Annotated in this window: 17 protein-coding genes and 1 pseudogene; 1 reads left to right on the forward strand and 17 read right to left on the reverse strand. The window is 45.7% G+C overall.

Annotated features, from left to right (window positions below):
* Nucleotides 1-9: 9 nt before the first annotated feature.
* The 14 genes from NQ508_RS11595 to NQ508_RS11660 form a co-directional block, all read right to left on the reverse strand.
* Nucleotides 10-783: a hypothetical protein gene (locus tag NQ508_RS11595; RefSeq protein WP_044920348.1), complete on the reverse strand. Its 774-nt coding sequence runs from the start codon at nucleotides 781-783 to the stop codon at nucleotides 10-12.
* A gap of 4 nt (nucleotides 784-787) precedes the next feature.
* Nucleotides 788-1,759, reverse strand: a complete 972-nt coding sequence (locus tag NQ508_RS11600; RefSeq protein ID WP_006428283.1) for a DUF3991 domain-containing protein — start codon at nucleotides 1,757-1,759, stop codon at nucleotides 788-790.
* A complete protein-coding gene (gene metK / locus NQ508_RS11605; RefSeq protein ID WP_015533350.1) occupies nucleotides 1,759-2,919 on the reverse strand; it encodes a methionine adenosyltransferase in 1,161 nt (386 codons plus the stop codon). The genes NQ508_RS11600 and metK overlap by 1 nt, the downstream gene beginning before the upstream one ends.
* A gap of 234 nt (nucleotides 2,920-3,153) precedes the next feature.
* A complete protein-coding gene (locus NQ508_RS11610) occupies nucleotides 3,154-3,951 on the reverse strand; it encodes a class B sortase (RefSeq protein ID WP_006428281.1) in 798 nt (265 codons plus the stop codon).
* Entirely contained in the window at nucleotides 3,948-4,409 is a 462-nt protein-coding gene (locus NQ508_RS11615; protein ID WP_006428280.1) for a gamma-glutamylcyclotransferase family protein, read from the reverse strand. Before NQ508_RS11615 ends, NQ508_RS11610 begins: the two co-directional genes overlap by 4 nt.
* A gap of 34 nt (nucleotides 4,410-4,443) precedes the next feature.
* On the reverse strand, nucleotides 4,444-10,773 hold the full coding sequence (locus NQ508_RS11620) for an LPXTG cell wall anchor domain-containing protein (RefSeq protein WP_242654783.1): 6,330 nt from the start codon (nucleotides 10,771-10,773) through the stop codon (nucleotides 4,444-4,446).
* An 85-nt stretch (nucleotides 10,774-10,858) separates the two neighbouring features.
* A complete protein-coding gene (locus NQ508_RS11625; RefSeq protein WP_071849528.1) occupies nucleotides 10,859-11,809 on the reverse strand; it encodes an amidoligase family protein in 951 nt (316 codons plus the stop codon).
* Nucleotides 11,810-11,814: 5 nt separating this feature from the next.
* Complete coding sequence (gene dcm, locus NQ508_RS11630) at nucleotides 11,815-13,116, reverse strand: DNA (cytosine-5-)-methyltransferase (protein WP_243257341.1); 1,302 nt, start codon at nucleotides 13,114-13,116, stop codon at nucleotides 11,815-11,817.
* A gap of 75 nt (nucleotides 13,117-13,191) precedes the next feature.
* Nucleotides 13,192-13,764: a hypothetical protein gene (locus tag NQ508_RS11635; RefSeq protein WP_006428276.1), complete on the reverse strand. Its 573-nt coding sequence runs from the start codon at nucleotides 13,762-13,764 to the stop codon at nucleotides 13,192-13,194.
* A gap of 218 nt (nucleotides 13,765-13,982) precedes the next feature.
* The gene (locus NQ508_RS11640) at nucleotides 13,983-14,276 is read right to left on the reverse strand and encodes a hypothetical protein (protein ID WP_006428275.1); all 294 of its coding nucleotides are present in this window, start codon (nucleotides 14,274-14,276) and stop codon (nucleotides 13,983-13,985) included.
* A complete protein-coding gene (locus NQ508_RS11645; protein WP_161208660.1) occupies nucleotides 14,264-15,172 on the reverse strand; it encodes a ParM/StbA family protein in 909 nt (302 codons plus the stop codon). The genes NQ508_RS11640 and NQ508_RS11645 overlap by 13 nt, the downstream gene beginning before the upstream one ends.
* A gap of 257 nt (nucleotides 15,173-15,429) precedes the next feature.
* Nucleotides 15,430-16,209, reverse strand: coding sequence for a hypothetical protein (locus tag NQ508_RS11650; protein ID WP_015513365.1), 780 nt, complete (start codon nucleotides 16,207-16,209; stop codon nucleotides 15,430-15,432).
* 13 nt (nucleotides 16,210-16,222) lie between these two features.
* A complete protein-coding gene (locus NQ508_RS11655; RefSeq protein ID WP_006428272.1) occupies nucleotides 16,223-16,993 on the reverse strand; it encodes a phospholipase D-like domain-containing protein in 771 nt (256 codons plus the stop codon).
* 116 nt (nucleotides 16,994-17,109) lie between these two features.
* Nucleotides 17,110-17,460 carry a hypothetical protein gene (locus NQ508_RS11660; protein WP_006428271.1) on the reverse strand — a complete coding sequence of 117 codons (351 nt, stop codon included), beginning with the start codon at nucleotides 17,458-17,460 and terminating at the stop codon, nucleotides 17,110-17,112.
* Between the two features lie 131 nt (nucleotides 17,461-17,591).
* Here NQ508_RS11660 and NQ508_RS11665 point away from each other — a divergent pair, with 131 nt between their 5' ends.
* Complete coding sequence (locus tag NQ508_RS11665) at nucleotides 17,592-17,843, forward strand: helix-turn-helix domain-containing protein (RefSeq protein ID WP_015513363.1); 252 nt, start codon at nucleotides 17,592-17,594, stop codon at nucleotides 17,841-17,843.
* A gap of 54 nt (nucleotides 17,844-17,897) precedes the next feature.
* On the opposite strand, the gene NQ508_RS11670 is transcribed toward NQ508_RS11665, so the two are convergent.
* The 3 genes and pseudogenes from NQ508_RS11670 to NQ508_RS11680 form a co-directional block, all read right to left on the reverse strand.
* On the reverse strand, nucleotides 17,898-18,506 hold the full coding sequence (locus tag NQ508_RS11670) for a DUF6664 family protein (protein WP_006428269.1): 609 nt from the start codon (nucleotides 18,504-18,506) through the stop codon (nucleotides 17,898-17,900).
* A gap of 296 nt (nucleotides 18,507-18,802) precedes the next feature.
* Nucleotides 18,803-19,300, reverse strand: a pseudogene (locus tag NQ508_RS11675) (carboxymuconolactone decarboxylase family protein); the annotation flags it as partial.
* A 28-nt stretch (nucleotides 19,301-19,328) separates the two neighbouring features.
* Nucleotides 19,329-19,799: a flavodoxin gene (locus NQ508_RS11680; protein WP_044920341.1), complete on the reverse strand. Its 471-nt coding sequence runs from the start codon at nucleotides 19,797-19,799 to the stop codon at nucleotides 19,329-19,331.
* Nucleotides 19,800-19,857: the final 58 nt, after the last annotated feature.

A 19,857-nucleotide genomic window follows, 5' to 3' on the forward strand; every position in this document is an offset into this window, starting at 1 on the left:
TGGAACTGCTCATCGGCAGGTATCCTCTTTTTTCAGTGTTTCTTTTCTTGGCGTTCTGGGCTGTTCACGGTGGTCCGACAGCTCGGTTTCCACGTATTCGCTGATGATTCCCAGCGCTTCATAGTAATTGCTGCTCTTGTGGACACGATCCGCCATTTCGTTGGCCTGTTCGGACATCCCGGCACGTCTAAGCAGTCTTGCGGCATCCCCAAGGATTGAGAAAATATTTCCGTCATGCCCTAAGAGCTTAAGTTCTGGACGGGACGGCTTTTGTTCCGGCTGCTTTTCCTGCACACCGTTTTCCGGTGCTTTCACCTGTATCTGGAAATCCGAACCGGCACCAACATAGAAATGTAAGTATAATTCACCACCGTCTACCTTGATCTCCCGCTGTTCCAGACTTTCTCCCCAGCCATCGCTGTACTGCCCTCTCAGATACTGCCCCACCACACGGTATTCCTCTGGTGTCAGATTCTCCCGGAGTGTCAGGTTTGCACAGCCATATAAAACGCCCTCCTGTTCCTTTACCGCCATTGTAATGCGTTCCACTTTTTCCTTAATGTCCTTGTTTTGGTCAAAATAATCGATCAGGTTGCATGGCTGGTTGTCAGGCATACCGAGCCGATTGATCTCGTCAACCTTTTCTGCGATGGATGTCTGATACTGCACCAGGTCAGGTCCTTCCAATGGCTCCGCATCATCCAGATTCACAATATCTGAATAGTCCGGAATAAACTCTGCCATCAGAGGTGACAGCATTTCCACTTCTATTTTATCTTTCAAAGCATCACCTCGCTTCCCTATTCTGCCGTTTCTCCGGTGTACGGGCAGCCATTTTTGCCATGTCTGCCCAGTCTGCCCCTTCGATTTCCGGCAGGTTCTCGATGATCCGATAGCTTCCCTCGTAGGCTTTTCGGATATGTTCACACGCCCACCGTCCGGCAAAGTCATTGTCGGTACACACTTCGATCTCGGTGATCTCCGGGTGCTGGGACAGAAAATGTTCCAATGCCTGCGGCTTTTTCATGCTCCGCTGGCTCTGCCCTTCTTTTGGTGCGCTGATCCCGCCAAGCTCCAGACGGTACTTATCCCGGCTTCCCTGTCTCTGTTCCAATGTCATGTGGGCAAGCACATCCACACAGGCTTCATAAACAGCAACCCGTCTGCATCCCGATTTCGCCGGAACACAAAAAGCGTATGCCTTTTCACTTCCGGCCTGTTCCATCTTAAAAGACTTTCCGCTGGCATCGTAAATCCCACGCAGGAAAGCATATCTTGCCACCTGGTTTTCATCCCGTCCTATGAACACGGCATTGTGGTAGGGCAGACTCTCATATAAGATTTCCAAATGAACACACCGCTGTAAGACCTCGCCACTGATGCCCCGCTCTTTCAGATAGCGGAACACCCTGCGGCAGTCTGGGCTGGCCGTAGGCAGGACAAATGGCTTCTTTGGCTTTGCTTCCACTGGAGGAGGGATATAGGTGGGATACTCATCTTTCAGCATTTGCACTGCCTCCAGAAAAGAACACCCGTCTACATGAATCAGGAAATTTAAAGCACTGGTGCCCCCGATATCTCTGGATTTCCAGTGCCACTGGCTGGTCTGCTCGTTAATCTTAAAGCTGTCGTGGTCTGTCAGCTCCCATTCATTTCTGGCTGAAGATTTTTTCAGACGGTTTGGCTGATATTTCTTCAGGTATTCAATGGCGGTGATCTCCCTTGCACGTTTGATTTCTTCTTCCGGAATCCACGGCATTACATCACGGTATCCCGGAGCTGCTCTGCCTTATCCGTTTTCTCCCACGGGAATTCCTTTCTTCCAAAATGCCCGAACACCGCACTCTGTCGGTAGATTGGCCGCTTCAGGTGCAGGGTGTCACAGATCTGGCTTGGGGTAAGCCCGAACACCAGAGGGATCGCTGCGGCGAGGCAGTCATCCGCACAGATCTTTCCCGTTCCAAAGGTATCCACCTGCACCATGACTGGCTGGGCAACCCCAATGGCATAGGCAAGGGACACCTGGCATCGGCTGGCAAGTCCGGCAGCTACCATGTTTTTGGCGATGTAACGGGCCATGTATGCCCCGGAACGGTCAACTTTGGAACAATCCTTCCCGGAGAATGCACCGCCGCCATGCGGTACCAGGCTGCCGTAGGTATCCACCATTAGTTTCCTTCCGGTCAGTCCGGTGTCTGCATCCAGACCTCCGCACACAAATCTACCCGATGGGTTAATCAGGATCTTGGTATCCTCATCCGGTGGCAGCATACGGAGTGCCGGGCGTAACACTTTCTCCCGGATCTCATGCTCCAGCTTCCGAAGGGATTTTTCCTTTTCATGCTGGCAGGACACAATGACGGTATCCAGCCGGGCAGGTCTGTCATCTTCATACTCCACGGTCACCTGCGCCTTTCCATCTGGCAAGATTCCCGTGATATATCCGCTTCTACGGCTTGCAGACAGTTCCCTTACAATGCGGTTCGCCAGAACCACTGGCATCGGCATAAGCTGCGGTGTCTCATCGCAGGCGTAACCAATCATGATGCCCTGATCCCCGGCACCGCTGGCAAGTCCGCTCTGAACAGAAACAGTCCCTGCCCTTCGTTCTCTGGATCTCTCCACTGCCCCGGCGATATCCGGACTCTGTTTGTGGATGAGGGCATCCATGTGGATTTCCTCTGCTTCATAGCCTGCACTCTCCAGCACCTTTTTGATGATTTCAAACACCTGTGGCTCAAATCGGCTGGTGATTTCTCCTGCCACAATGATGTTCCTTTTGGTCGCCAGCACCTCGCAGGCCACTCTGGAATTTTCGTCCTCTTTCAGACACGCGTCCAGAATGCTGTCTGCGATCAGGTCGCAGAGCTTATCCGGATGTCCTTCTGTTACGGATTCTGCTGTATAAAATCGTTTCATAATCGTTACCATCCTTTCCAAGTAAATAATAACGGCAGGAAACGCTCCTTTCTGGAACACTTTCTGCCGGATCTGGGTTATAAGTTGTCTCACATTCTGCACTTTTCTGGTACTTTCAGACACTTTTTTCAACCTAAATACTACCAATGCACACCCTTACATAATCCCCCTGTTTTGAACACATCCCTGCCCGTGCGGTCATTATTTGTCTCATTTTCTGCACTTTTCTGGTACTTACGAACACTTCTGACTCCACACTGCCCCGGAAACCGGCACCGCCAGGACGATGTTCCTGGCACCGCTCCATTCATATGAACACGTGACGAGCGTCAAAACCTTATCGTATATACACTTCAGGTAATCATCCCCGGTTTCGAACACTTCCCTCTGCTTAGCTGCTTTTAAATATTCCTGCACTGCCTCCGCATCTGCGAGTTTCTGCTGGAATGGGAACAAATTCCTGTCTGCTTTCAGCACCGTGACAATTCGGTATTCCTGAATGCTATCCTCTGTCTGAAGATAAGCAAAGGGATGCTCCTGATAATATGTTTCATCTGCATAGAAGTCCAGATTTCCGAACATTGCCCCACTGTTCATGTTGTGACCGTAAATGATAAGGTTCCGACTTTCAGACACTTTGCAGTCTGCCTGTAAAAACAGGCTTCCGTTGATGTCATATTCCTTTTTGTAATTCCGTTTCAGGTAAAACTCCCCATTCTCCTGTTCGGACTGAAGCACCGGATAATCGATTCCGGTATCTGGTATCGTCAGCCATCCCTGCACATCCAGGTATTGTTTCCGAAGAGTAACAAGGTCTACCGCAGCCACCGGGCATTTTCTTCCAGCTGGTTGGTCTTTCTTTTCAGAGCCTGAGGCTCCCGGAGCTTCCGGCTCCGGGAAATTCCCTTTCAGCTCTGCCACCAGCTTTTTGTTTTCCATTGGAAGATATACCATGTGGTAAATCAGAAATCCGGCACTTAAGAAAAGAGCAGCAAGACATACCGCTTGAAAAAGTTTTTTCACGATTTTCATCGTTCCTGTCCGGCTTTTCTCTTCTTTGGCTGACTCTTCTGTGTCTGTCCCGGCACAGGCGGTTTCCTTGCTGCTTTCAGGATTGGTTCTGTTGGAATCTGATTCTGCCTGCAGCCCTTTAAGATTCCGGTCAGGTACGACCGTCCGGGCGGATTAAAGTTCTGCATGTAATCTTTTGTCATGATATAGACAATGGCTTTGATCTCTCTTCCGCCTTTATTCTTGACGGTGATTTCCTGTTTGTCGTAAAAATCAGGATAGCCTTCATAAAGATCCAGACTCTTTTCGCAGTCCCCGGTCAGTGACCAGAGGACGCCGTCCACATGGCTTCCCTCTTCCGGGAAGATGGTGGCAAGACCGCTTCCTGCGGCTGCAAAGGTCAGCCGATACCCCTCCAGGCGGACGGTTTCTACCACCTCCGCCTTTGGGCACCGATATGCCATCTGGTCCAGATCCATGTTGCTTCCATACGCAAAATATAATTGTTTCAGCCTATCTGCCCCCTTTTTTCTTCTTTCTTCTGGATGCCACACTCATACCAATCAGACCGCCTGCGGAAAGAATCAGGCACAGGGCCGGAATCCAGAGGTTGGTGTCATCACCTGTTTTCGGGTTGCTTACAGACGGGGTATCCTCCGGCAGCTTCTCGTTCGTCACTTTCTGGATGACTTCGATCACTGGAGTTTTGTCATCTACATAGGTAAATGTCACCTCATGTTTGGTCCCATCCAGCTGATAGCCCTCCGGTGCTTTGGTCTCAACCAGATAATAGGTGGCTGCCTTATCAAATTTGCCGTCCTTATAAGTTCCGATTGCAAGCAGTCCGCTGGTTGCATGGCCGTTTTCATCAGTGGTTAGGGTTTCTACCACTTTGCCATCCGCATCCCTCAGTTCAAATTCCGCATCTTTCAGTGCAGCTCCGGTATCCTTATCTGTTTTCTCAACGATCAGACGTCCCTTTGCGGTATCATCTTTCATGGCTACCTTCTGGATCTCTGCGGTATCTGCCACCTCGAAGGTGATCTCTTCTGCAACAACATAACCGTTTGGAGCCTGCTCTTCTTTCAGGGTGTATTCACCGATCGGAAGTTTTTCGATATAATGCGGCTCTTTACCGGAAGTCCAGGTTTCTACGATGTTGCCATTTTCATCTGTGATGGTCAGTTTAGCTCCTTCGATCTCAGTATCTCCGGTAATATCCGTTTTGCTAATCTCCACTTTGGTCACGTCATCTTCCATTATCTGTTTCTGGATCTCTACAGTATTCTCCACGGTGAATGTGATGCTTTCCGCAGTGGCATATCCATCGGTCGGCTTGGTTTCTGTCAGGGTGTACGATTTTCCTACAACCAGTTCTTTGATGATGTGCGGCTCCTTGGTGGATGTCCATTCCTCAACAACAGCCCCGTTTTCATCCGTCAGCTGTAATCTGGCTCCCGGCAGTTCCTCGCCTGTGGTCAGATCGGTTTTGGAAAGTTCCACGGTTGTCGGCTCATCTTCAAATACGAACTCATAGGACACTTCTGCTTCTTTGTCTCCCTGGTACTCAAAAACAAATTCCTGTTCTTCTCCGGTGGTGACAAATCCATCCGGTGCATACAGCTCCTTCACATAATAGGTTCCGTCAATCGGCAGGTCTGCAATAAAGGAAATCTTTCCATCTGCATCCGTTGTTTTTAATTCGATCAGGGTATCGGCCTCCATCAGCACCTTTCCAGATGCGGACAGGATATCGTTTCTGGTGTACAAACCAAAGATGCCGCCTTTTAATACACGGTCGGTATCCTTTTCTTTCTTCAGGACGTTCACTTTTACCTTCTGGCGGTTGTTCTGCCAGTCCTCATCGTATACGACAACAGGGGTATCCTGGTCACGGTAGGAAAGATCTACATATCGTGGTTCATCATCCAGGACGTAACCATATGCTGTGCCGACCTCTTTGACATAGTATTTTCCAACCGGAAGATCAGATACTTCTGCAATGCCGTTTGCGTCCGTTGTCACAGTTGCTACCAGCTCATCTTTGGAATAGTAATCCGGGCTTACGCCATCGGCTGCTTTGATATCCTCTGCAGCGTAAATCTCAAAGGTAACGTCTGACAGGCTTCCTGTGATGTACTCAAACAGATGCTCTACAACGCCTTTGACATTGTCCAGCAGGGTGATCTTATCAAGGAATTCACCCTTCTTGTTTACGATCAGCAGTGCTTTCGGCACATCGTCTTTCATTTCCACTTTCTGTACTTCTGCGGTATCCTGAACGGTGAATTCCACATCTGTGGTCTTTAAATAACCAAGCGGTGCAAGGGATTCACGGAGGATATAAGTTTTTCCAACAGTCAGATATTTGATCACATGAGGCTCATCCTTTACGGAAGTCCAGCTGTCGATCACATTTCCATCCTTGTCCAGAACAGAAAGGGATGCCCCGTTCAGCTCTACGCCTGTGGTCAGATCGGATTTGGTCATCTCGATGGTGGTCGGCTGGTTCTTCTTCACAGATTTCAGCTTGATGGTCGGAATGTCCTGCCCCTGATAGGTGGCATCAAATTCCAGTACCTCATCAGAGGATACAAAACCGTCCGGTGCGGAAATCTCTTTTACATAATAAGTTCCAAGCGGCAGGTCCAGGGTAAAGTGTGCCTGTCCTTTTTCATCGCTTGTGATCTCCTGTAATAAGGTATCTGCTTTCACGATGACCTTGTTGCCTGATTTGATTTCCTTCTTATTGTAAAGTCCAAATACAGCTCCGGCTACCACGCTTCCGGTTTCTGCGTCCTGTTTTTCCACGGTGATGCTTACTTTCTGGCGTTCATTTTTAAATGTCACTTCTTCGTCTACGACCGGGGTATCCTGTCCGGCATAGGTAAAGGTTACCTCTTCCCCTTTGGCATTCCAGGTGTAGCCTTCCGGTGCTTTTTTCTCTTCTACCCGGTATGTTCCGAGCGGAAGATTCTCGATTACGGCACTTCCGGTTTCATCAGTTGTCACCGTTGCCACCAGTGTATCTTTGGCATATTCCAGATAACGGTTGCCGTTCTCATCTTTCTGATGGTCTGCGGTATAGATATCTTCTGCGGCATAAACCTCAAACACGGCTCCTGCAAGGCTGGCTTCCTCATAGGTGAAATCCTTGTCAAAACCTTTGACTACTTCTCCTTCCTTGTGGATGGTCAGTCTGCCTTTTGCCGGGTGGTTCTCGAATTCCACCTCGATGATCAGGTCACCGCTGACCGGATCTTCCTGGTATGCGGTATCGCTGTCTACCTTGATTTCCACGGTATTGGCACTGTGGGTGTATCCATCCGGTGCAGTCACTTCTTCGATGCGGTAATTTCCACAAGCCAGATTCTGTGGCAGGATCAGGTATCCATTCTCATCCGTAAAATAAGATTTATGTACCGTAGTAGATGGGTAGGTGGTCACCTGTTCCACATATTTCTTGTTATCCAGATTGTATACTTTAAACTCGGTATTCGGAACCAGGACAGATTTCTTTGTCTCGTCATCTTTTTTGACGATCTTTAATTTTGCTTCAAACTCTTCGTCCAGAAGCACACGCCATACCTGCGGCTGATCCGGATTGTTTTCCGAGATCACAACCTTAAAGTCATCGACTGGTTGGAAGTTGTGCGGTGTGGTGGTCTCCCTTACAATGTAGGTTCCGTATGCAAGCGGAATGGAGCATGCATATCCACGCTCATCCGTGAACATTTCTGTCTGTCCGTCTGCGGTCAGCACGACCGGAGTAGCAGATGCAAAGTCATAGGAACCGTCCTTATTTTTCTTCAGGCTGCTCTCCAGATATGCACTGAATCCCACACCTTTTAACAGATCGGCATCGGTCTTACCATTGTTGGCTGCTTTAATGACCTGGAACGGCTGTTTGATCACATCTTCCAGAGAAGTTGCGGTACGTTCTACCGTCTGAACCAGATCTCCCTCGTCATTACACTCCAGATCATGTTCTTCCGTGTCTGCCAGATATCCGACAGGCGGAGTCAGTTCTTTCACATAATACTTTCCGAGATAGAGGTCTGCGACTTCTGCATTTCCCTCTGTATCCGTAGTCAGGGTTGCAATCTGTGTTCCTGCCGGGTAAAGAACACCTGTCTGTCCATCTGGATGTACGATATCTTCACGGGCATACAATCCGTAAACAGCACCCTCAAGTGTTGCATCTCCCTGTGCGGTCTTTCCGGTTTCGGAATCCTCTTTTACCAGTTTGATCTTCGCATTGATCCGCTCATTCTGGAACGTATGGTTGAAAGAAACCGTTGCCTCTTTGTCTGTTGTGTACTGGAAGGTAAAGGAGTACACATCCTCGCCGTTTCTCACATATCCAGCTGGTGCACCCAGCTCTTTCATGTAGTAGCTGTTGGCGATTGGCAGGTCTGCCTGATATACGGCTTTTCCGTCTGTTCCGGTCACTGCTTTCTCAATGAGAGTATCTTTCTTGACCACAATGGTTCCGTCCGCTGCTTTGATGTCATTTCCGGCATACAGACCATAAGTGCCGCCCGGAAGATATTTCCTGGTTTCTTTATCCTGTTTGTATACACTCACGCTTGCTTTCTGGCGGTCATTTTTGAATGTCACGCTTCCCATGACCTTTTCCACATTACTTCCGGCATAGGAAAGGGTGATCTCCTGGCTTTCACCAGTGCATACCAGATTTTGTGGTGCCTGCATTTCTTTTACCACATATTTCCCCAGATATAACTTATCCAGTGTGGCACTTCCGTCATCCCCGGTGGTGAGTCCGGCTTTAACCAGTGCATCTTTTTTGTAGATGATTGTTCCGTCTGCGGATACAATTTCCTCTGCAGCATAAACGTTGTAAACCGCGCCTTTTTGTTTCTGCTCTGTATAAACAAAGGAAACACCATCATCGGTCACCTTTGCTCCGGTCAGGACTTCGCCTAATTTGTAAACGGTCAGGCTTGCCATCTGCTCTGCATCGGTAACGGTCTGTTTTACGGTATCCCCGATGACCAGTTTCACATCGTAGGCTTTGGTATCCAGCAGATATCCGTTTGGTACGGAGATCTCTTTCAGGTATACGGTATCCTGTGTTTTGGTGATCGTAACGCTGGAAGCTCCGTTAGCATCTGTGGCCGGCATCTTTGTGATCAGGTTCTTTCCATCCTTGTCACTATAAACGCCATAAACTGCACCTGCGATGGCTTTGTTGCTCTTACGGTCTTTCTTTACGATCTCCAGAGTTGCCTGTTTTACCCATGATACTTTAAAATCTACATATTTCTCATCGGTCACACCCTCGCCAAATACCAGGGCAAGGTCCTGTGTCTCGCTTCCGGTTGTGATCTTATAAGCGGAATAATCTTTGATGATGCTTCCCTTCATGGTGACAGACCATTCCCCTTTGACATTCACTGCCTGTGTCAGCGGTGCAGATAAGTAGAATTTGGTACCGCCGCAGATCTCCACGGATGCACCTGCACTGCTTGTTTTTCCCGTTGTCACATTATGCAGTTTGACACCGGACGGCAGCTTCATGGTGATGGTCTGCAGTTCGGATGCCTTGAAGGTGATCTCTTCTGTTCTCTGGCTGTTGCCGCTGATATATGCGGTAACATTTGCATTGGAGAAACTCATGTCCACTTCCGGTATCTCCGGCTGGCTCATGCAATAATTGTAGAGTTCCATTGCCAGAGCCTGTCCGGTTGCATTCGTACCGGAAAAAGCGTCACTACTGTTATTGGCATAAGACGCAGCCAGATGGACAATGATAAACTGTTTTCCAGCGGAAAAATCAGGATGTTTCTCTGAGAAAAATCCATTTTCGCCGGATGCTTTTGTGCCGTAGTAGCATACTTTTGCCAGTGCTTTGCTGTCACCCAGTTTGGTGATCTTATAGACACCATCCCCAGGTCCTGCCTTGGACGGCTGCACACAGTAGGCAGTTGCAGACACGTTTCCAAATTTTACGGTATATTTATAAGTTACATAGGAACCCAGACCGTAGTCTGCATAATAGTATGCAGCCCCTCTTGTCACACCTACGTCCTGTGTTGCTCTTGTACTGGTATTGACTGCGGTGAATGAAACGGTTTCCCCATCTTCCATTGCCATCAGGTCAATATCCTGTTCCCCTGCCTGCTCCAGAACATCGCTGAGTGTCAGCCCGGATTCTTCATCGGTTGTATTTTCCGTTTCGGATTCCTCTAATGCAGCATCAAACTCGGATTCGGAAAGTCCGTCCTGAAATTCGGGTTCTGTTTCTTCCGGTTCTTCTGTTTCAGATTCAGCTGTCTCCGGCTCAACAATTTCTGTCTCTACAGGCACTGTCTCAGTTTCTTCCTGCGAGGCAGCTTCCTCATCATCAGAACCTGTATCCTCTTCGGTAACTGCCTGTTCTGTCTGCGGTTCACTCTGAGCTGCTGTCACAGGCTCTTTTACGATCAGGTTTCTCCCAATCTGATAAACCGGCTGGTTCTGGTTGACTGGCTCCACATAATAAACGGCATGGTAAGTGTCTGCATGGCTGGTGCTGAAGTTCTCCCCGGCGTCATTCTCTGCTTTCTGGAATGTCACTTTGACTTTGCTTTCGTCCTTGATTTCCAAATTTGTAAAATCCGTGGAAACATCAAAGTCCTGTCCGACTTCCAGCTCCAGATCGGTGGCTTTTACCACTTCATTTTCATCCAGCTGATCCTTTACGGATTCATACGCTGGCGGTTCCGCCGCTTTCGGCTCTTCCGAAGCATACACCGTCAGCGGTGAAATGACCGTGGATAAGATGGTGACTGCCGCCATCACCCCTGAAAGGATTCGCCTGAATCGATATTTACTCTTCATGTTTTCTACCTCTTTCTTCTTTTTCTTCATTTTGCATAAGAACAGCCGGATGTTTCCACCCGGCCTGTCTGTTCTCATTATTCTGTTATCTCGCATCATCTGTCCGTCTTGGATTCTGCAGACAGGCATAGGTACTTTTGTCATACCGCCATGCCTTATCCCCGTCCAGATTGGCAAGCAGATGCTTCCGCACATTTTTGTATTCGTCCCCGATCAATCCGAGGCGGAGCAGAAAGGTGCGGAACGTAAATGCCGGGTTATCCCCGATCTCCGTCTTTTTTGCATGGGTACAAGATTGGTTGATCGCCTGTGCGGATATGGCAAGTGCCAGTGTGATATTCGACCGGACTTTTCCTGCATGGAGGGTGCTTTCAAAACAACGCCATTCCAGTGTTCCCTTGGAAAAAACAGCATGTAGGTTTAAGGCATAATACCTTGTCCAGTTGTAATGCTCGGAGCTTCCGTCATTTCCCTCATACCATGCCCTTTTGAATTTTTCCATCGTGATGGTGCTGTTTGGCATCCGGCGGATCTTCTCCAATACCATAGGACGGACTTTCTGGCAATACTCATCTTCCCTTCTCGTCTGTACATTTAAGGCTTTGAACAGAATATCCTCTTTGCAGTACATGATCGTCAGTGCATTTTTCAGACTCCTTGGTGTATGATTGGATGCGTCCACATGGACATGCATGCCACAGGATGAATTGACAAAAGCACCTGCGTTTTTGACACACCGCACCACTTCCTGGAGTTTCCCCATTTCCGAATATTCCAATTTCGGGGATACCATTTCTGTCGAATAATCTCCATCGGCATCTATTACAGTACCATTTGCCAGCCTTTCACAGTCGATACTGCTGTCTCTTGAAAATTTCCACGTTTTTCCATCTGAATCTTTTACACACCATGAATCGTAAGAACGGATATGATATGGCTCTGTTCCGAACATTCTTCCAATCGCAACAGCCGCATCATAGCGGCTGATACCTGTCATCTCAATCTCTGTACCAAAATACTGGTCTTTTAGGTCGATCTGCTTCACCCACCCTTCGCTTCTGGAACAGGTGAGCCGCTTTGGATCTCTTCATCTACTGCTTTCAAATTTCTGCCTATTGCTTCAATAACATTGACAGTGACACCATTACCGGCCTGCTTGTAAAGCTGGTTATCCGATGTTTCTTTTTCCATCTTGGAAATCTGACCATCCCGATATCCCTGCAGCCGCAGACACTCCCTTGGCGTCAGCCTGCGGATTCTGCCGTGGTAAATCACTCCATGACGGTCAGTTGCCGTAATGGTGAACATTGGCTCTTCCGGTTCTTTCATCCTTCTTCCATTCTGGCGGACTTTTTCCTTGGCCGGTGTCAGCACTGCCCTTGGCGCTTCTTCCACCAGCACCCCGGAACTTTCGCCTCTGTGGTTATGGATGCTGGAATCCTGTCTGGTATTCAGACATCTTGCAACGTCTGTCACCAGCGGCGGAGGGGAGATATCTACAAAATGCAGTGTTCCCTGCTGGTTTCCGGTCGTCAGGGTATGGGCGATCTCATGCCCGACTCTCCCCCTGCGACTGTTGATTCCCGGATATCCGAGATCGATGCTGTCCCCCTCGTAGGCCATCTTGTATCCTTTTCGGGTGTTTTCCTTGATTGGGATACCGACTTCGTATAATCCGGTCTTGCCGCCCATACCACCAGCCCCGCTGGTCAGCGTGCAGCTCAGTCCTTCTTCTGCGTAGACTCTTTCTCCCTGTTTGCCAGCATGGACTTGTATAAGAGCTGTTCCATTTGCTTTTGGGAAAGGTAATATTTTTCCGGCACATCTTCCATCAAGATATCCGACAATATACACCCGCTTCCTTGACTGGGGGACTCCGAAATCCTTGCTGTTAAGCACTTTCCATTCGACATGATACCCCAGTTCAGATAGCGTACTGAGGATGGTGTGAAACGTCCGCCCTTTGTCATGCGAAAGCAGACCGGGTACGTTTTCAAGGAGAAAATACGCAGGTCGTTTGTCTGCAACCAGTCTGGCAACTTCAAAGAAAAGGGTTCCTCTTGCATCGGCAAATCCTTCCCTTCGTCCAGCGATTGAGAATGCCTGGCAAGGAAATCCCGCACATAAAAGATCAAAGTCCGGCATTCGTTCTGTTTCAATATTTCTTGCGTCATTGCAGAACCACTCTCCTTCCGTATCAAACAGCACCCGGTAGTTGTGGTCTGCATATGCATCTGCTTCACAGTGTCCGACACAGGTGAAGCCCCCTGCCCTGTGCAGCCCTTCTCGGAATCCTCCGATTCCACTGAACAGGTCAAAAAATCGAATTGTTCCGGCTATCAGCCTCCCTTCGCTGCGAAAAAAACAGTGCAGATTTCTCTGCACCGTTTCCGTCTCTTGGTTTCTGTTTTGTGATGTCTATTCTTCTGATTCCGCTTCCTCTGGCTCAGATTCTTCTGCTTCTTCGGTTTCCAGTTCTGTTGGCTCTGCTTCCGCTGGCTCTTCGTTTTCTGGCTCTGTCGGCTCTTCATCTGCTTCAGCTTCGTCCGGTTCTGTCATTTCTCCGTCTGTTTCAGCTTCCAGTGCTTCTGTCTCAGGCTCTTCTGCTTCAGGTTCTACTGACTCTTCATCCGGTTCTGATTTCGCAGTCTCAGGATCTTCCATTTCTGTTTCTTCGGCTTCCTCTGACTCTGCTTTCCATTTGGCTTCTTCTTTTTCGATTGCATCTTCGATAAGCCCGATTAAGAAGTCTTTCTGTTTCATGCCATTCCTGGCGAGGACTGCTTTCAGTCTGGAAAATAAATCCTCGGTTACCTGTACTGCTACTGTTCTTAAATCTGCCATGTTCGTCTTTTCTCCTTTTCTTGTCATGTGTTCTTCGATTACCATTTCAAGGTATTTTGGTATGCTGATTCCTAACTCTTCGACTTCCAGTTTTAGCTTTTCATGCAGCTCTACCGGGATTTTTCCGCATATGTTTTTCATCTCCATTGTGTTCGTTCTCCTTTCTTTTTTCTACATACAACATACCCTAAAACCTGACAGAAAGCTATTCACAATACCCAACGAATATGAGGCTCTCAAAAGCTCCCAAAGGATGCAGATCCAATAACATTCAATAGGCATCACCCCTTTCAAAAATCCGTGATTTATACTAATTTGACTGCTTGAAATTTGGCTATTTTATCACCAGGAAAGACTTGACTTTTTCAGAATGCATCCTCAAGCCCGGAGAGAAAATCCAGCATCTGGGACGGGATTTCTTCCTTTTTTGAAACACTCTCCCCGGAGCCAGAAATGGAAACACCTGCCAGTTCTTCCCGGATTGCCTGCCGGATGCTTTTCTCCAGCTGGTTGTTTTCCTGATCTTTTAAGATCACCTGAACCAGATAGCTGCTCTTCTGTCCATCTGGAACACTTTGCAGGATCTCCCATGCCTTTTTGTGATCTGGGTTATCAAGGTTCAGGCGGAACGAGAAAACGGGTCTCTTTACTTCGCGCACATCTGCCCCACAATCCGCTCATAGCCGGAAGCATTGGCGTGTACGTCTGTCAGGTAAATCTGCCGACACAGCCCGTCCTGCGGTGTCACGTGCCGTTTCAGAATGCTGGCTCCGCCGCCCATGATCACGGACGGAATTGCCTTCAGATCGAACCCGGCTTCCATAATTGCAGACAGTATTTTCTCCGTGTAGAGCCTTCCCTGCCGGACAATGATTTCTTTTGCGGCCGGGTCCATGCTGCAGCTCTGGCCGTTCAGAACACGTTCGATCTGAATATCCGTTACAGACAGTCCGGTATTTCTGCGTACCTGCTCGGTGATCTCATCCACACACCGGATCACACCAAGTTCCAGGCTGCGGCAGGTAGCGGCATTTGGAACACTGTTGTCCAGCCGCATCAGGTCTACGGTCCAGCCACCGATATCTGCGAGAAGAACAGAAGGCTCGTCCCGAACACATTCCGGGTGGAGAGCCAGGGCTGAGTATCCCTGTGGGAACAGTTTTACATCCTGAATCCGGATCTCATAGCTCTCATCCTCGTACCGGAAACGCAGAGGCTGCTCTTTCCGAAACAGATATTCCCGGAAGCCTTTTTTCTCCCTGCCAAAACTTGCCAGTGGAAGACCGGCTGCCAGAACTACATCTGTTTTCCGCTCTCCCCGGCGATAGCGGATTTCCTGGGCAATGGCTGCCATTGTCAAAAGATAATAATTGTCATTGGAAGTCTTACTTCTCACCAGCGTCTGCCGCCCGGTTCCACACACATAAAATTTCCCATTGTACTGCAGGACATTCTGCATGGTATACGGCTCGTAATCGTATCCGGTCAGTCCGGTCGGGAAACATACATGGGGAGTTTTTATGGCATAATATCCATGGTCAATTCCTATAATGATAAGTCACCACATCCTTTCTGGTTTTTCTTGTTCTTTTCCAGCAGGTGGTCTTTTGGTCTGGAAAAAGAGAAAAAGGGCAGAACCCCGAAGAGCCCTGCCCGTAATAAAAAATACAGTTATGTATATTTACAAACAAATATGCATAACTGTATGCTATCACTTTTAATTAATTTATAATTTGGATTCTCTATTTCTGTTCTTGTAGCACATAAATACTGCTTTAAAATGTTCCTACTAGCTGCCTATGTTACTATTCTTTATTTCACCAATTCATGAATAGCTTTTACCATTGTAAGTCCATAATCAACAAGGAAATTTTTTTGTTCTTCGGAGTATGTCTTTCTTTCCTCTATTGCTTCATCTGTGCAATGTCTAAAGCACTGCATTTTCTTTCTATAATTCTTTACTATCGTATCGTCAATGAAGCCACAACATACATCTTCATATTCTGGTGTGATAAATTTTCCATCTTGTTTCAACAGGTTTTCAATAAGGTTTGCAATCTCAGCAATTTTTTCATCTATATGCATACTATTGAAAGATGCCTGTCTAGTAGAAATTTCAATAAATTTCTGATTTATAGAATCGTTCACCTCAATATTACAAGACTTTTGCTCAAATGTCAGATCTGCTACAAAGGTTCTTCTAGTCGCATAACGAACAGTTCCATTATCATCTCCACCTAGAGCAATAATTCGATTTCTAATATCTCTATATGTAAAGTCTGTTGGATCAACAGGGGGCCTTGCTAGTATTCTAGGAAACTCTTTTATCTCATAACCGAGCATATGTAGATAATATGTTATTAGATAAAACCAACATTTATTTTCACCTGAAAAATCAACATCTGGCTGACACAGTTCTTTAAATTTAGTTATTGCTTCTTCAACATCATAAATCTCAAATTGATAATTCTGAGTTTCCTCTTCACCACAAAAAATATTATATGTATAATTTACCTTTTTAACAGATTCCAGAAAACGATAATGGTATTCGGATTCCTTTATATTTTGAAAATAAAATTCTTTTAAATCCATGAACATACTCCATTCAAAAATCAAGCCACAACATCGACAATTCAGCATCTCTTCTCATTTTCACAAATTCTTCTGCAAATGTTTTTGCTGTTTCTCTATTATGATCTACATCCCAATGTTCCTTATTATAGTTTGCAGCGTTTGTCCAATTGAAAGTACCGTGCATTGCAACTTCTAAATCGATCACACAAAACTTCCTATGCATTATATTTTTGTACCGCTCTGACATCACATCCACCCGATAAACCTCAAAGTGATCTTCCAAAGTGAACGAAGGTTTCTCCTTATTAACACGATTATTATCAATAATAATTTTTACATCTAACCCTTCATTTCTTTTTTTCAATAATTCATCAAATATTTTTTTATTGGTGAACCATGCCATTGCTATCCAAATTGAGAACTTTGCTTCTCGAATTTCATCAATTATCCGATTTTGTATATCATCAAAAAGTATCTCTTGGCTTACTTCTTCTGGTGCAATATTAAGTATTCCGGGTTTTAATACCAATCCGCTATACTCATTATAATCGTTTGGTTCATAAACCTGTTTGCACAAATCATCAACAAAATCTTCATGTTCTTTCAAGACAATTAATTTATCTGGAACAACGCTAATAATAATATACTCTTGACGATGATCTGGCAAATGATATGTAAAAGTCCATTCCTTTTGAAATGAAACAGAAGCAACTTTAAGCGCCTCCACCACCTCATCTTTATGCTCATAATCACTCATCTTTGCTGTTGCTATCAATAAATCCTTATACTGCTGTTCTGTCATAACATCCCCCTATAGCTTTATATATCGCAATGCTATGAGCAATTTCTTTATCACTACTCATTATCGTATCATTTCCTAACAAAATTCGATTTCTACCACTAATGATATCATATTTTTTATTTATAATCTAGGTCTTGTATCCACTCTCCGATCTCTTTTGGTGTGCTTTTGCAAAAATCCTGAATCCACATCTCATGGAGTTTAACTTCTGATTCTGTACTATCTATGTTTCCAACACACCCACCTGTTTCCTGAAGTGCTTCCAGGCAATCCCATTCCTTTTGGAAGTCCCCAGCAAATTCCATCCATACTTTTATATGATATTCCTTAAAACCTAAATGGTAAATCAAGTAGGTCAACCTGTCAAAATCAGCTAACGGCATTTTTTCTTTTTTCAGCAATAACCTTTTATCATGCTCGCTGCATAGATATAAAAATGCAAGCTGCTCTATTTTTGCCTGCTCCATATATTTCTCCCTTCTCTTCTGTCCTTGTCTCACTTTTACAACCGATTCTACCTTGTCCAATCGTTAAAATCAATACAGATGGTGCAAAAAGTGAGACAAGCCATCCTTTACCAGAGAGGAAGAGATTTAAGATGCCAAAGCCAAGGACACAGTCTGGTGAGAAGAATCTGATTAGCCAGCGATTGATTGAACTTCGCAAGACCCACAATATGTCTCAGCGTGATCTTGCCTATAAACTCCAGTTAGCTGGTTACGATATGGATAAAAATGTAATCACCAGAATCGAAACAAACAAGCGTTATGTCACTGATCTTGAATTAAAAGCCATTGCTGAAATCTTTCAGGTTTCATACATATTTCTCATTGATGGCAAAGATGAATAGAAGTGACAAATGGGGAAGTTCCTTTCGTGCTTCCCCATTTTATCCGTCCCTTTTTTACAAATTTAATAGTTCCAGAATTTTCTGCATGCCAGCCTGATATAAAGATTCCGCATATAATATCCATCTCTCACTAACTTCAGTAACGTATTTGTCTATTGTTTTTCGCTTTTCTTTTGATAATCCCATTGTCTGAACCTGTTCTTCATATTTCGATATTTTTTCAAGCATTCCCTGGTACACTGTATTTTCTTTCAGCTGATCTTCAACCTCATCAATCCAGGTATCCAGCAGCAACTCCAGCAGTTTCTTTGTGTCACCGTCATCATTTCCCAATATTGCTTTTTTAATTTTTCCAAGCATTGCTCCATAGGAGATCATTTGAGCCTGTCCCATATAAAAATGGTACTGTTCTTCTATCATTTCCTTTTCGCTTTCCAGTCGGAAATATTGATGCACTGCCTTATGCTCTTCTGTCGTTAGACTGATTGCCTGATTCGACTCCATAAATGTTTCTATTACTGGATACCTCTCTGTAAGTTCCAGTATTTTATTTTGCAGTCTCTGGTATTCCGCATCATGCTTTTTCAGATAGGTGCAAACCTGTTCTCCTATCCGTATCCCCAAGCATTGCTCATTCCAGATGATATCTGGCTGTGTTGTCATATCGGTGTCTCCCTTCTGTGTAGTTTTCCTGTTCCAAGCACAAGACTATACCACACTTCTGGGAGAAAGCTATTCACCAAACCTACTGAAATCTCCTGGCAGATCCTGTGCAACCTATCCCTTTTCCCACAAAAAAACTGGTATGAAAGACTCCTTGTTCTCTCATACCAGCTATCTATTTCTTATTTAACTGAATACACATTCTTTTCTATTCTCTGTGTATCCTGTACTTATTTATGGCAAAAATCAGACTACAGACACGCTATACACTCTTATGCTACATAATCCAGTTTACTGCATCCAGGTTCAAATGTCACATTAAAAATTCCAACCTGAGAAGTAGAAATCGGTGCAAGAAAACTTCTGCCGGAAAAATACTGTGCAAAACCATCATTTGGTGCACCGATTGGAAATACCATCTCTTTAGCATGCGCACGCATCGCTTCCTCTTCGTATGGCAAATCTCCTTCGCCTGTTTCCCACACTTCCTTTGCAAGATTGAAAACAGCCCATGCTTTTGGCCAACCTGCATAGAATGCGGCATGTGTGATCACTGCCGCAATCTCTTTTTGTGTCACACCATGATTTTTTGCATTTTGAAGATGATATTTTAAAGAAGAATCCGTAATTCCGGAAGCCATCAGAGCAACCACTGTGATAATGCTTCTTGTTTTTACGTCGATGTCCTGGTTATTCCAGTTTTCGCCGAAAAGTACATCATCGTTAAAATGTGCAAATTCCGGTGCAAATTCGCCAAGTGCATTTCTTCCTGCTGTCTGTATTATTTTTCCCATTTTCTGTATACCTCCATAATACTGTTGTTTATAAAGAGTTTCCCCATTCATTGATTTCCTGTTTTGTTCCACGATTTAACAGTCTGCCTTCTGTAATAACTGCATCTGGTGCAGATGACTGCAATTCTCTCACAGTGTTCCCAAATCCACTTCCTCCGGATGTTGCAAAAAGCACAATCTTTTTACCACTGAAATCGTAAGCTTCTAAAAATGTATTGATGATTGTCGGAGCCACATACCACCAGATTGGGAATCCCAGAAGGATCTCGTCATAAGAACTCATATCCATCTCTTTTTTCATAATCGCCGGTCTATATTTTTTATCACTCATTTCCACACTGCTTCTGGATTTTTTATTCATCCAGTCAAGATCAGGCTTTGTATATGGAACTTTCGGCTCAATCTCAAACAAATCCGCTTTTACTTCCTCTGCGATCATCTGTGCTACTTTTTTTGTTGTTCCGCTTGCACTGAAAAATGCCACTAATTTTTTACTCATAATAAAAAGCCCCTTTCTTTGCGTATTTTTCACAAAAAATAGATGTATAAGATTTACA

The organism is Dorea longicatena, from assembly GCF_025150085.1.
GTDB classification, from domain to species: Bacteria; Bacillota; Clostridia; order Lachnospirales; family Lachnospiraceae; genus Dorea_A; species Dorea_A longicatena.

Bases quoted from the DNA above. Each gene is read 5' to 3' on its own strand.
- NQ508_RS11635 (WP_006428276.1), bottom strand. From the start codon at position 13,764: ATGGAGATGAAAAACATATGCGGAAAAATCCCGGTAGAGCTGCATGAA.
- NQ508_RS11650 (WP_015513365.1), bottom strand. From the start codon at position 16,209: ATGGATTTAAAAGAATTTTATTTTCAAAATATAAAGGAATCCGAATAC.
- NQ508_RS11655 (WP_006428272.1), bottom strand. From the start codon at position 16,993: ATGACAGAACAGCAGTATAAGGATTTATTGATAGCAACAGCAAAGATG.
- NQ508_RS11665 (WP_015513363.1), top strand. From the start codon at position 17,592: ATGCCAAAGCCAAGGACACAGTCTGGTGAGAAGAATCTGATTAGCCAG.
- NQ508_RS11680 (WP_044920341.1), bottom strand. From the start codon at position 19,799: ATGAGTAAAAAATTAGTGGCATTTTTCAGTGCAAGCGGAACAACAAAA.
- NQ508_RS11660 (WP_006428271.1), bottom strand. From the start codon at position 17,460: ATGGAGCAGGCAAAAATAGAGCAGCTTGCATTTTTATATCTATGCAGC.
- metK (WP_015533350.1), bottom strand. From the start codon at position 2,919: ATGAAACGATTTTATACAGCAGAATCCGTAACAGAAGGACATCCGGAT.
- NQ508_RS11615 (WP_006428280.1), bottom strand. From the start codon at position 4,409: ATGGATCTGGACCAGATGGCATATCGGTGCCCAAAGGCGGAGGTGGTA.
- NQ508_RS11620 (WP_242654783.1), bottom strand. From the start codon at position 10,773: ATGAAGAGTAAATATCGATTCAGGCGAATCCTTTCAGGGGTGATGGCG.
- NQ508_RS11610 (WP_006428281.1), bottom strand. From the start codon at position 3,951: ATGAAAATCGTGAAAAAACTTTTTCAAGCGGTATGTCTTGCTGCTCTT.
- NQ508_RS11670 (WP_006428269.1), bottom strand. From the start codon at position 18,506: ATGACAACACAGCCAGATATCATCTGGAATGAGCAATGCTTGGGGATA.
- NQ508_RS11600 (WP_006428283.1), bottom strand. From the start codon at position 1,759: ATGCCGTGGATTCCGGAAGAAGAAATCAAACGTGCAAGGGAGATCACC.